This is a genomic window from Isosphaeraceae bacterium EP7, assembly GCA_038400315.1.
Lineage (GTDB): Bacteria > Planctomycetota > Planctomycetia > Isosphaerales > Isosphaeraceae > EP7.
The window spans coordinates 5,255,258-5,268,266 of sequence record CP151667.1 but is presented as its reverse complement, the minus strand read 5'-3'; the positions used below and the strand labels follow the sequence as shown (position 1 = coordinate 5,268,266).

General features: G+C 66.8%; 10 protein-coding genes. 6 read left to right on the top strand and 4 right to left on the bottom strand.

Annotated elements, in window-relative coordinates:
* Window positions 1-41: 41 nt before the first annotated feature.
* Together EP7_RS20500 and EP7_RS20495 are read right to left on the bottom strand one after the other, a co-directional pair.
* Window positions 42-398, bottom strand: coding sequence for a DUF4180 domain-containing protein (locus EP7_RS20500; protein ID WP_463524008.1), 357 nt, complete (start codon window positions 396-398; stop codon window positions 42-44).
* 176 nt (window positions 399-574) lie between these two features.
* A complete protein-coding gene (locus EP7_RS20495; RefSeq protein WP_463524007.1) occupies window positions 575-1,804 on the bottom strand; it encodes an SGNH/GDSL hydrolase family protein in 1,230 nt (409 codons plus the stop codon).
* A 629-nt stretch (window positions 1,805-2,433) separates the two neighbouring features.
* On the opposite strand from EP7_RS20495, the gene EP7_RS20490 reads away from it, so the two are divergent.
* On the top strand, window positions 2,434-2,730 hold the full coding sequence (locus tag EP7_RS20490; protein ID WP_463524006.1) for a hypothetical protein: 297 nt from the start codon (window positions 2,434-2,436) through the stop codon (window positions 2,728-2,730).
* Between the two features lie 239 nt (window positions 2,731-2,969).
* Window positions 2,970-3,773 carry an IS5 family transposase gene (locus EP7_RS20485; RefSeq protein WP_463524005.1) on the top strand — a complete coding sequence of 268 codons (804 nt, stop codon included), beginning with the start codon at window positions 2,970-2,972 and terminating at the stop codon, window positions 3,771-3,773.
* Between the two features lie 40 nt (window positions 3,774-3,813).
* Here EP7_RS20485 and EP7_RS20480 read toward each other — a convergent pair whose 3' ends face one another.
* A complete protein-coding gene (locus EP7_RS20480) occupies window positions 3,814-4,359 on the bottom strand; it encodes a transposase (RefSeq protein ID WP_463528446.1) in 546 nt (181 codons plus the stop codon).
* Window positions 4,359-4,856, bottom strand: a complete 498-nt coding sequence (locus EP7_RS20475) for a helix-turn-helix domain-containing protein (protein ID WP_463524004.1) — start codon at window positions 4,854-4,856, stop codon at window positions 4,359-4,361. Before EP7_RS20475 ends, EP7_RS20480 begins: the two co-directional genes overlap by 1 nt.
* A gap of 459 nt (window positions 4,857-5,315) precedes the next feature.
* Between EP7_RS20475 and EP7_RS20470 the strand changes: the two genes are divergently transcribed.
* The 4 genes from EP7_RS20470 (at window position 5,316) to EP7_RS20455 (ending at window position 12,924) form a co-directional block, all read left to right on the top strand.
* Window positions 5,316-8,303: a DUF5691 domain-containing protein gene (locus EP7_RS20470; protein WP_463524003.1), complete on the top strand. Its 2,988-nt coding sequence runs from the start codon at window positions 5,316-5,318 to the stop codon at window positions 8,301-8,303.
* A 68-nt stretch (window positions 8,304-8,371) separates the two neighbouring features.
* Window positions 8,372-9,451, top strand: a complete 1,080-nt coding sequence (locus EP7_RS20465; protein WP_463528445.1) for an ATP-binding protein — start codon at window positions 8,372-8,374, stop codon at window positions 9,449-9,451.
* 21 nt (window positions 9,452-9,472) lie between these two features.
* Window positions 9,473-11,752, top strand: coding sequence for a DUF5682 family protein (locus EP7_RS20460; protein WP_463524002.1), 2,280 nt, complete (start codon window positions 9,473-9,475; stop codon window positions 11,750-11,752).
* Window positions 11,749-12,924, top strand: a complete 1,176-nt coding sequence (locus EP7_RS20455; protein ID WP_463524001.1) for a VWA domain-containing protein — start codon at window positions 11,749-11,751, stop codon at window positions 12,922-12,924. The genes EP7_RS20460 and EP7_RS20455 overlap by 4 nt, the downstream gene beginning before the upstream one ends.
* Window positions 12,925-13,009 lie beyond the last annotated feature (85 nt).

The window sequence follows — 13,009 nt, the reverse complement described above, 5'->3', positions numbered from 1 at the left end:
AGGCCTCCGCCTGGCGTGGACCATCGGGCGAGGCGGGTTCGTTACCCCAGCAACCACTCCCTCGCCGCCTCCCGCGTCTCGAACACCCTAAAGTCGCTGCCCTTGCTCTCCTCGGCGACCATCTCGCCGAAGCGGGAGCTGAAGCGCTCGAAACCGCCCACGACCGCCAGACGGATGCGGTACTGCCGCAGCTTCTGGAGGATGGAACCGGCTTGACAGGAGCTGAGGTCGAAGAGCCCGACGGGCAGGTTCTCCGCGTAGAGGAGTGCTGCGCGGGCACCGGACGCGAAGCAGGCTTCGATGATGAGGTCGACGTCGCCGGGGCCGGTAATGAAGGCCTCGCCGGGCTGGCCTTCTTCGATTGTCAGGCCGCCATCCTCGAGAGTGACCAGTTCCATCGTTACCCTCCGAGGTCATGGCCTTGATTCTAACCGGGATGAGGGCGGTGAGGAGGAGACGAGGGAGGCGTCGTTTGGTTCACTTGGATCTGAGCTTGAGCGTCCGGGCGGGCTCTTCGTGAACCGAGACGAAGCCGCCTCGGCCCTTGAGTTGATTCGTGTCATATCAAAGGTATTTAATTCTTTGCCGAGACTATTGTCTGACTGTACACCGAAAGGAGTTGGTTAGCGATTGCCTGGTGTCCCTTGACGTTGGGATGAAAAGCGCCGATTCTGGCCGACTCGTACCTCAGGGATTCTCCGACACTTCGGAACCAGGAATCGGTCGAGGAGTATCCATGGGTTCGGAACGACTCGTTCGGATCCCCCACGGCAGTCCAGCCATTGGCGGCGGCCGCTGTCGCGATGCTTTGGTTGAGAGGGAGGAGGATGTTCTGGTACGCGAACTGGACATTCGCCTTGCTGATGGCCTCGATGCCCGCAAATCTGATCGGGGCAAATTGACCACGCTGGTTCCGGGTCAGATCGGGGTACTGCGTGATGAGGACTTTGTCGGGGTCGAGGCCCTGGATCGCCTGGCCCAACGACTCGTATTTCTGAGGGAGAGTCGCCAGGTCGGTGCTCACCTGACTCTGGATCTCGGACAATGGCGTCGTCTCGTTGAGCGTGTTGGAGGCCAGATCTTCGATCCTGGTCGAGAAACCGATATCGTTCCCCCCAATGGAAATCGTCAGGACATCGATGGGTTGCGAGCCGACGATCTGGCGAGCTTGCGCGATCTGACCCGGTAGCGTGTAAGCTGGGTCGACGACGCTGGCCATCGGTGCAAGCAGCCCCTCGTCGATCGTCGCCCCTGAATCAGCCACCGAGATAAAGGTGACTGACGTGTGCGGATCGCTCTTTTCAAGAGCCAGGGCAAATTGAGCCGGGGCGGAAAGGGTCGACCGGTGAGCCTTGGCGTTCTGGAGATTCATGGCCGGATCCGGAGAATAGGCCCACTCCGGCGACCTGAGGAAATACAATCCGTTGACGACCGGATTGCCCTCCCCCGAGGCATAGGAATCGCCGATCGAAACGATCAGGACATTTTTGATCACGATGTCCTGCTCGGCAACCACGGGGCCGGAAGCCCCTCGCACGCCATTCACGGTGAGCTGGACGGAGTATTGGCCTTCGGGCAGGGTCACGCTTGGTTTCTTCCCTCGAACGCTGGCGACGGCCTGGCCCGACTCGCTGATCGTCCAAGTGAAGGTCGAGTTCGCCTTCAACGCTTGGGTCTTTGAGGCGTCGAGCAGGACCTGATACCCGCCGGCAGGGCTCGCGTAGGCCGAGGTATTGGGGAGGGCGGGAGCATTGCCATGTGCCGGGTTGAGAGCAATTCGTGGGGCCATCTCCCAGGAAATCACGGCTCCAGTGCTGAGGAGTTCCCGCGTCTCCAGATTTTCCAGGGACAGAAACGAGCGACGCTTCCGGACCGCAGGTCGAATGACGGAGGATCGGCCTGTCAAAATGCGTAACATGGAACGATCTCGTCATTTCGGGGGTTGCTAAATTCGCGACACAGCTCCCCGCCTGCTCGGGATGCGGCGAAGTTTCCTGTAGTGTGATACTTCGGATTAAGTCGACTCTGTGGATCAGGTAAAATTCACCGATTCGCCAGAAAATTCAGGATTTCGGTGTTGGGCATCTAACCGGCGATCGCTTCGCACTCCGACGCCTTGCCGTCAGGCTGGTAGCGGAGCCAGGTCGCTGCAAAGGGGCGACGTGTTTGTCATCCATCACGACTTCGCCCGCCTTTGTCGGAACTTGCGGGCGACCTCCTGGCCCTAGCCGTTCGCACCATGACTTGTCCCAGCCGTCAGTTGCCTCCCGCCGAGCCCACCTGGGAAGCAATGCCGCTCCCTCGCTATTAACGAGGGGCTCATAGCTCTCCGCCAGGGCTGTGCTTGCATCGGAGGAACGCATGATGCCTATCAGGACGGACCCGCCTCTCCAGCCGCTCCGGATTCCAACCGGCTGGGAGGTTGAATGAAATATGTTCCTTGATACCGAGACCAGGTTTGAAGCCGGCGATCAGGCTTTGATTGGATTCGGCGAGGATCTCCTCCAACTATCACATGAGCGGAATTCGGTCCTGCTCGACCTTGGGTGGTATCCTGACGGCGACCCGAATGGCACCTTCCGCCTTCTCGCGATTCGGAGATGCCCCAACGACGAGGAAATGCGAGCTTCTTGGGCTAATCCGCTGAGAATGTTGGAGCGCTGCTCGAAGGCAGAGATAGTGCAAGCAGTCGAAGACTGGCTTTGGAACTTTGCTTTTCATGCCGAATGAGGCCGGACGCCACTGCCGTCCCCCTCCCAATATCAGCGTATTCGTATGCAGTGGGGCCTCTCTCCTCAACTCGTAAACGCGTACACTTAGCCTTCCGGAACGCTACCGGTGCTCGGATTCTCCCTCGTGATCCTCATCCTGGGATTCCTTGCCGAAGCAGGTCGTTTCCTAACCGTCTGCACGCAACTTCAGTCACACCGACCCCTTGCGTACGATGTCTCTACCCCGGGAGGCGTCGCATGGCCCGCAAACGCATCATCTGCATCCGCCAGCCCGAGCTGGCCGACGAGGAATGGGCCCTGCTCGCACCCCACCTCCCCGAGCCCCGGGCCTCGGCCAGGGCCGGTCCCAGGCCGGTCCCCAACCGCCCGGTCGTCGAGGGCATCCTCTGGATCCTCCGCAACGGCGCCCGATGGAGGGCGATGCCCGAGGGCTTCCCGGCGCCGGCGACGGATCTCCGCGTGCGAGGCCGACGGCACCTGGGTCGCCGCCCGGCGGGCCTTCCTCGGCGCGCTCGACGACCGGATGCGGCTGCGATGGGACGAGTGCTGCGCCGATGGGTCCTTCGCCCCGGCGAAGAAGGGGGCGGCGGCGTCGGTCCCACCAAGAAGGGCAAGGGGACCAAGTGGATGCTCGTCGTCGACGGCGACGGCGTCCCGCTGGCCTGCCACCTCGACTCGGCCCGCCCATCGGAGGTGGAGCGGACGCTCGACAACGTGAGCATCAAGCGCCGGCGGGATGGGACGACGCCACGCCCGAGGCTGCTGATCCTGGACCGGGCCTACGAGAGCGACCCGCTGCGGGACCGGCTGGCCGCGCGGGGGATCGAGATGGTCTGCCCGCACCGCAGGAACCGCAGGAGGCCGGCGACTCAGCGGGCGGGCCGGCTGCGTCGTTACTACAGGCGGCGGTGGCGGGTGGAGCGGACGTTCGCCTGGCTGGGCAACTTCCGCCGGCTGCTGGTCCGGCACGAGCGGACGCCGCGGATGTACCGGGCGTTCTTTCACCTGGCCTGCATGCTGATCACGATGCGACCGTTATGAAACGATTTCTAATGCTACTCCGTTAGCTGGTTATTGACCTTCAGGTTGCCAGGTTCTTGTCGGGGTAGGGCAGCTTTGACCCCGCCCAGAGGGCCCGGATCCGTGCCGGATGGCCGCGGAGTTCGGCCAGGTGAGCGCGGACGACCCGGTCGAGGTGGCCCACGTCGCGGGGCACGAAGTTCGCCAGCAGGCCGTGCTTCAGGTAGCCCCAGATCCTCTCCACCGGGTTGAGGTCCGGGGCGTACCCCGGCAGCCGCTCCAGGTGCAGCCGGGGGAACTCCGACAGGAGACCCCGCATCAATGGCCCCTTGTGGTTGCTGCCGCCGTCCCAGATCACCACGACCGCGCCGCGCAGGTGCCGCAGCAGATCGCGCAGGAATGCCACGACCGCCGCCCCGTCGATGTAATGCGCCGGGTCGGTCCGCCAGTAGAGGCCGACACGGCGTCGCCGCGGGGCGACGGAGATCGCCGCAATCGTCGAGACCTTGTCGCGGTGCCGGCCGAACCCCGTCAGCACCGGTGTCCGGCCCCTCGGCGCCCAGGTCCGACGTAGCGTCGGGTTGAGGAAGAACCCGCTCTCGTCGATCAGGACGACGTGGGCCCGCTCGTCCCGGGCTTTTTTTTGATCCGCGGCCAGTCCTCGGCGGCCCAGCGGGCGATGGCCGGGTTGTCGCGCTCCACCGCCGTGGTCACGGGCTTCTGCGGCGAGTGGCCGCGGCGGCTGAGCCACTCGGCCAGGCAGTTGGAGTTGAAGCGGACGCCGTACCGCTGGGCGATCACCTCGGCCAGCCTGCGGGTGGTCCAGAGCTGGGTCTTGTCGCCGAAGGCCTCGGGGCTGACGGCCAGCCAGGACAAGACCGACCGCTCCTGCCTGCGCGACAGCTTCGGAGCGGGCCCCGGGTGCGGCTTGCCCTTGAGACCGTCCTCGCCGGCGGCGCGATAGGCGGCCATCCACTTGCCGACGGCCTTGAGCGAGACGCCCAGGAACGCGGCGACATCCTTCTGCTTCCAGCCCTCATTGACCCGCGTCACCGCCAGGCGGCGTCGGGCCTCGAGCTCGGACGGAGATCGGGTGCTTGGCATCCCAAGACGTTACGGGCGAGATGCCGACGAAACAAAAACCTGACTACCTGAAAGGACAATAACTTCGGCTTGCTCGACCTAGCGGACCCAATATCGATCGAAGAGACACACGGCGGCGGAAAGGTCCCGCGAACCACAGCCTTCGTGATATCGAGGGGATCGAAACCAAACTTCCGGCCGGCATGGTGACGACGAACTCTTGAGAGGGTCGGCAGGAATTCTCTTGAATCGAGCCATCCCGTCGCTTCAACTACCCGCTGGATCTACGGGCGAGGCGAGCATGGCCGCGGGATGGGACCCACCGGTGACTTCCCGATCAGGGCGTCGAAATATGTTATCGTGGCGGGCTCGGGGCTCGCTCCAGGTAAGTAAGCGGGGATGCGGCTCGCCCGGATCGGCCCTTTCGTCGCAAATTGGGATTCTCACGCGACCCCAGCGCTCGAGCCGCGAGGAATCCTCGTGACGTCCAACTGGGACGAGGCAACGGTTTTGGCGCTGGCGCCTGACCCAGCATCGGCCAAGGCGGGGCAGGGCCTGGCCTCCGCGAGGAAATGGGCGAGCCTCGGGGCGGGCGACGGCCTGATCTGGGGCGAGTGCCATGGCAGCGGCGCGAACCCTTATCAGACTAAGGTCGACCTGGACGGTCCGGCATTCTCCTGCTCCTGCCCGAGCCGCAAATTCCCGTGCAAGCACGGCCTCGGGCTGTCACTAATCTGGGCATCCGAGCCGGCCTCGTTCACCCGGGGGGCGCCCCCTGCATGGGTCATCTCCTGGAAGGAGAACCGCGAGAAGAAGGCCGAGCAGGCGAAGTCGAAGTCGGAGCGTGGGCCGGCTCCCGCCGACCTCGCCGCCAGGGCGAAGCGCGACGCGGCCCGCAACGCCAAGGTCGCAGCCGGGCTCGACGACCTCTCACTCTGGATCGCGGACCTCGTTCGTCAGGGGTTCGCCTCGCTCGGCGCGAAGTCCGGGAATCTCTGGGAGGACCGGGCCCGTCGGATGATCGACGCCCAGGCGCCCGGCGTGGCAAGGAGGCTCAGACAGGTCGACGCGATGTCCATGGCCGGCGAGGGCTGGCAGGCCAATCTTCTCGACCATCTGTCGCGAATCCACCTCCTCGTCGAGGGGTTCCGGAGGCTGGCCGAGCTACCAACCGAGGTCGCCGAGGACGTTCGCGCCGCGATCGGGTACACCGCCGACCTTGACGTGATCCGCGCCGGGTTCGGGGTCCGAGATCGCTGGCAGGTCATCGGCCGGGCCGTCTCGATCGAAGATCAGTTGACGATCCTACGTACGTGGATGATTGGTCGCGACACGGGCCGCCCTGCGCTGGTTCTCGACTTCTCCGCCGGCGGAAGGCCGCTTGACCTGAGCCTTCCGCCCGGAGTCCTGATCGACGCAGAACTCGCCTTTTTCCCGGGCTCGGCTCCGCTCCGGGCCCTGGTGAAAGAACGCCACGCAACGCCGACGCCCTTCGAAGCTCTCTCCGCCGGGGCGACGATCGCCTCGGCCTTCGCGGCCTACGGTGTTGCACTGGCGCAGAACCCCTGGCTGGAGCTTTATCCGATCATCCTCGACGATGTCGTGCTCCAAGAGGTCGACGGGACGTGGTCGGCGCGAGATATCTCGGGAGCGGTCGTCCCCCTCTCGAAGCGATTCCAGGGGGGCTGGGACCTGCTGGCCCTCGAAGGCGGCGGGCCGCTGACGATCTGTGGCGAGTTCGACGGCACAACGCTCGATCCCCTGGGCGCCCGGGCGGGCGGAAGGTTCTTGCCTCTGGTCACTCCGGAGACGTCCCCATCGCCGTCCTCGGCGAGCTCGACGCCGGTTCCCCTCCCGCTGATGGACGAGGCGACAGCTTCGGCGCTGCTGGGGATCGATCGACGGCCGCCCCCATTGCCCTCGGCCGACGACCCGATCGGTCGGGCACTCCCAGGGCTGGACGCGAAGGATCTTCCCTCTCGCCTTCTATCCATCGCGGTGGCTTCGAGCCTCTACGGCCGCGTCGGCCGCAAGCCCGCGATCGACCCGTCATCCCCGCCCGACGTCTGCCCGACCGATGACCAGCCTGCGTGCCAGCCGGCAGCTGCCGCAAGGCTGCGGAGGATGTTAGGGGGTGATCACCCGGAATGTCTGCCCGACTGGATCGAGCGACTGGCGGCCTCGGGCAGGAGGCTGAACGACGACGCGATCGTGGGGGTGCTCTCCTGGTGCGAGAATCACGAGGTCGCCCCGAAGTCGTTGAGAGAAATCCTGGGCGTCCGGGGCGGCTGGCTCGCGGCGAAGCGTCCCAGGTGGAGGAAGCACGCGCGGAGCGACGAGGCCGCCGACCCGACGATCACCTGGGAGACCGGCGCATTGCACGAGCGGATGGCCGTCCTTAGGGGCCTGCGTGCCAGCGACCCCGGACGCGCCCGCGAACTCGTCGCCTCGACCTTCACGGCGGATGCAGCCGACCGCCGCGCCGCGTTCGTCGGAGAGTTCGCGCGCGGCCTGTCGATGGAGGACGAGCCGTTCCTCGAGGCCGCGCTCGACGACCGGAGCAAGGAGGTCCGTCGCCAGGCCGCCGAACATTTGCGGAGCCTACCGGAGTCGAGGCTCTGCCTCCGCATGATTGATCGTGCCCGAGTCGCATTGGACTGGAAACGCGCGATGCTCGGGCTGGGACGCGGGACCCTCGTCGTCGCCCCCCCGACATCCTGCGACAAGGCGACGATCCGCGATGGCGTGGAGCCGAAGCCGCCGGCCTATCTCAAGCTTGGCGAGCGGGGCTGGTGGCTGCACGAGATCGTGTCAAGCGTCCCGACGAAGGCGATCGCCGCGATCCTGGAGCACGGGCCAGCGCAGGTCGTCGAGGCGAACCGCGGCGGGGAATGGGAGGTAGTCCTGCGGACGGCCTGGGCGACCTCGGCGATCCGCCAGCGCGACGCGGAGTGGGCCGAGGCGCTGCTGGAGGCCGGTCCCGGCAAGCCCTCGGACCTCGGCGGGCACTCGCAAGACCAGGGACTCCTCGCGGTCCTGCCGCCCGATCGTCGGGATGCGTTCCTGTTACGCCGCCTCCGGGCCGAGCCCGGTCCCCTCCGCCCTTCACACCCGGCCTTCGGCCTAGTCGGTTCGCTCAACGGCCCGGTCGGAGTGCCGGTCGCCCGCGAGATCCTCGGGCGAGTGCGGCCGATCGTCGGCGAGCAGCGCGTACGGTTCGCCGATCCCGCTCGCATGGCGACGCTGCAGAAATGGTCGGGCCGGGAGTACGATCCGCAGTATCACGACCATCCGACGATCGCGTTGATCCATGCCCTGGCCGAGGTCCTCCCGTTCGAGCTCGCCGACGAGGCCGCCGGTGGGGTGGGCGACGAAGAAGGCCCGCGTGGCGCATACGCCGCCGCCTATGCGACGATGATCGACCGACTCCGATTCCGCCGCGACATGCACAGGGAGTTCGACTCATGAGCCGGACCAAGAGCGGTGCGGGCGCCCCCGGGTCCGATACCCCGGCTGCGAACGGGCAGGACGACTCGTTGTCGACTGTTCTGCGCCGCCATGCCGAGGAGCAGTTCGCCGAGGAACTGGAGGCGCTCGCCAGGGGCGACACCCGGCCGCGCCCGCCGCGATGGAAGCTCTCGCCCTGGGCCGTCTCGACCTATCTGCTCGGCGGGACTCTGGACGACGGCTTCAAGGTCACGCCCAAATACATCGGCAATCGTCGCCTGATGGAGGTCGCCGTCGCCACCCTCGCGACCGATCGCGCCCTGCTGCTCCTCGGCGTGCCAGGCACGGCCAAGAGCTGGGTCTCCGAGCACATCGCGGCGGCTATCGCGGGCGACTCGACCCTGCTGGTGCAGGGGACGGCCGGGACGAGCGAGGAGGCGATCCGCTACGGCTGGAATTACGCCCTCCTGCTCGCCGAAGGCCCGTCCATGAAGGCCCTCGTCCCGAGCCCGATGATGAGAGCCATGAAAGAAGGGAAGATCGCCCGCGTCGAGGAGCTGACGCGCATTCCGGCGGACGTCCAAGACTCTTTGATCACGATCCTCTCCGAGAAGACGCTGCCCGTCCCCGAGCTGAATTCCGAGGTCCAGGGATCGAAGGGCTTCAACCTGATCGCCACGGCGAACAATCGCGACAAGGGGGTCAATGAGCTGTCGAGCGCCCTGAAGCGGCGGTTCAATACGGTTGTGCTTCCCACACCAGAGACGGCCGACGAGGAGGTGGAGATCGTCCGACTCCGTGTCGAGTCGCTCGGCCGAGCGCTGGCGTTCCCGGCCGAGCCGCCGGGACTTCAGGAGCTCCTCCGCGTCGTCACGATCTTCCGCGAGCTGCGGGAGGGACAGACGGCCGACGGCAAGGTGAAGGTCAAGCAGCCGAGCGGCACGATGAGCACGGCCGAGGCAATCTCCGTCATGAATCAGGGGCTCGCCTTGGCCGCCCACTTCGGCGACGGAGTCATGCGATCGGCCGACCTCGCCTCGGGCCTCGTCGGCGCGGTCGTCAAGGATCCCGTGCAGGATCGCGTCGTCTGGCTCGAATACCTGGAGACGGTCGTGAAGGAGCGGGACGGCTGGAAGGACTTGTACAGGGCGTGCCGTGAGGTCGTCTGAGCAATCGAGGACCGATCGCCGATGACCACCCTCACACCCTCGCGGTCGACGACCGCCCCCGTCATCCACGTCCTCGGTGTGCGTCACCACGGCCCTGGCTCGGCCCGGAGCGTATGCAGAGCGCTCGAGGCGATCGAGCCTGACATCGTTCTCGTCGAAGGCCCGCCCGACGCCGACGCGATGATCCCGCTCCTGGTCCATCCTGAGATGATCCCGCCGGTCGCGTTGCTGGTGTACCGTCCCGACCAGCCGAGGGATTCGGTCTACTACCCGTTCGCAGAGTTCTCGCCCGAATGGCAGGCGCTCAAATACGCGCTTGATCGCGGTATCCCCGCCCGGTTCATGGACCTACCCATCGCCCATCAACTCGGCGAGGGGAAGGACGAAGCGTCCGAGCCGGCCACTGCAGGCGAGCCGTCGCCCCCCACGCGCCGTCCCGTCGATCCGCTCGGGATGCTCGCCCAGGCCGCCGGGTTCGACGATGGCGAGCGATGGTGGGAGTATGTCGTCGAGGGCCGCCGAGACGGCGCGGACCTGTTCGCCGCGATCCTCGACGCGATGGCGGAGGTCCGGTCCAGCGTCCCCGTTGAGAACGATCTGAGGGAAATCCGACGCGAGGCCCACATGCGACAGACCATCCGTGGTGCGCAAGGCGAAGGCCATCGCTCGATCGCCGTCATCTGCGGCGCGTGGCATGCCCCGGCGCTCGCCGTCGAGGCCTGGCCACCCGCCAGGGACGATGCGGCCTTGTTAAAGGGCCTCCCCAGGACGAAGGTCGCCGCCACCTGGGTGCCTTGGACTTACGGCCGACTGATGCGCGACAGCGGCTACGGTGCGGGCATCGTGTCGCCGGGCTGGTATGACCACCTCTGGACCGCCCCGGATCAGGTGATCGAGCGATGGCTGACCCGGGTCGCCCGCCTTCTCAGGGACGAGCGCCTGGATGCTTCCTCGGCCTCGGTGATCGAGGCGGTCCGCCTGGCTGATGCCCTGGCGACGATGCGCGGCCGTCCGCTGCCCGACTTGTCCGACCTGGACGAGGCGACTCGGTCCGTCCTCTGCTCGGGCGAGGAAGCACCGATGCGACTGATCCGCCGGAAGCTCGTCGTCGGCGAACGTCTCGGAGCCGTGCCCGCGGAGACCCCGTCGGTCCCGTTGCAGCAGGACCTCAACCGTCTCCAAAAGCGATTGAAGCTCGCCCCCGAACCCTCGCAAACGACGAAGACGCTCGACCTGCGCGAGCCGACGGACCTAGAGCGCAGCCGCCTCCTGCATCGGCTTTCTCTACTGGGCATCGCCTGGGGGTCGCCGGCGCATGTCTCGGGGAAGGGCACGTTCAAGGAAGCCTGGCAACTCCAGTGGAAGCCCGAGCTTGCTGTCTCCTTGATCGAGGCAAGCATCTGGGGAGCGACCGTCGAGGATGCCGCGACGGCACTGGCCGCGGACCGCGCCGGCCGCGAGGAGGAACTGCCAGCGTTGACGGCCCTGCTCGACCGAGCGATTCTCGCCGACCTCCCCGCCGCCACCGAGTCGATCATGACGAGGGTCGAGTCGCAGGCTGCGGTCGCTGCCGACGTGACACAGCTGATGGACGCACTTCCGCCGCTGGCGAATCTGACGCGCTACGGCAGCGTGCGCAGGACCGATTCGGCAATGGTGGGGCACGCCGCTTCGGGCATGGTCGCGAGGATCTGCGTCGGCCTGCCGCTGGCCTGCTCGTCGCTCGACGATTCAGCGGCCTCGGCGATGTTCGACGCGATCCTCCGCGCCGACGCGGCGATCGGCTTAATGGACGAGGCACAGGACCGGGAGGCCTGGCACACCACGTTCGCGAGGCTCGCCGATTCCGACACGATCCACGGGCTCATCGCCGGACGCAGCGTGCGAATCCTGCTCGACGCCCGCGAGCGGGACGCCGATGAGGCGGCCCGGCTGATGAACCTGGCCGTCTCTCCGGCCGCCGATCCGCCCCGCGCAGCCGCCTGGATCGAGGGGTTCCTACGTCAGAGCGGCGAGGTCCTCTATCACGACGACGCCCTGTTCGGCATCTTCGACGGCTGGCTCGCCGCGCTCTCTCCCGAGGCGTTCCCGATCCTCTTGCCGATGCTCCGCCGGACCTTCGGCACGTTCGACTCCCCGCTCCGCCGCAGCCTGGGCGAACGGGCGAAAGGGTCCATTTCGCCGTCAACTTCCTCGCGTCCTTCGGCGACCCCGGCGGTCGACCTCGACGTCGAGCGGGCCGCGACCGTGCTCCCCCTGGTCGCGAAGCTCCTGGGCCTGGGCGGAGGGACGGATCGATGAGCGGCCCGCCATCCAATGACGAACGCCTTCGACGCTGGCGGCTGATCCTCGGCGGCGACTCGGCCGACGGCACCGGCATCGCCCTGGGCGACGACGACTTGGCGATGGACGGCGCCCTGTCCCTGCTCTACGACGCCGACAAGTCGGGCCGCGTCGGCATGAGCAAGTCCGCGCCAAAGGTCGCACGCTGGCTGGGCGACATCCGCAAGTTCTTCCCGACGTCGGTCGTGCAGATGCTCCAGAAGGACGCGCTGGAGAGGCTGGACCTGCGGCAGATGCTCAAGCAGCCCGAGTTGCTCCGCGCTGTGCAGCCCGACGTGCACCTCGTCGCGAACCTCCTCTCCTTGCGATCGGTGCTCCCGCCCGAAGCCCGGGAGACGGCCCGGTCGGTCGTCCGCACGGTCGTCGACCAACTGGAGCGCAGGCTCGCCGAGCCGATGCGCCAGGCGGTCTCGGGCAGCCTCGACCGATCCTCGCGCAGCCGGCGGCCCCGGCATCACGAGATCGACTGGAACCGGACGATCCGGGCGAATCTCCGGCATTACCAGGCCGAGTACCGCACGATCATCCCCGAGACGCGGATCGGCTTCGGCCGCAGGCGGCGGGCCATGCGTGAGGTGATCCTCTGCATCGACCAAAGCGGCTCGATGGCGACCTCGGTCGTCTACGCGGGGATCTTCGGCGCGGTCCTCGCGAGCCTGCCCGCGCTTAAGACCCACGTCGTCGTCTACGACACGGCCGTCGTGGACCTGACGGCCGAACTGCACGACCCGGTCGACCTCCTCTTCGGCACTCAGCTCGGGGGGGGAAACGACACGCCGAGGGCACTGACGTATTGCGCCGGCCTGATCACCCGCCCGGCGGAGACGATCCTGATCCTGATCAGCGACCTGTACGAAGGGTCGGGGAGCGAGGAGATGCTCAAACTCCTCGGCGGCCTTGTCGCTTCGGGTGTCCAGGCCATCGGGCTCCTCGCCCTGAACGACGAAGGCGCGCCGAGCTACGACCACGCCAACGCGCAGAGTATGGCCGACCTGGGCATCCCGGTCTTCGCCTGCACGCCGGATCTCTTCCCGGACCTGATGGGGGCCGCCCTCTCGCGGAGCGACCTCGGTCTATGGGCCGCCTCCCACGACATCTCCACCACCAGGGGTAGGGCGAGGGGCGTTTAATGGCCTCCGTGTCTTCCGCCCCAGCCCAGGCCATCGGAGCAGTTCCAGGTTGCTTGGCGCGGTCAAAGAAAAGGGGACCGGCTCC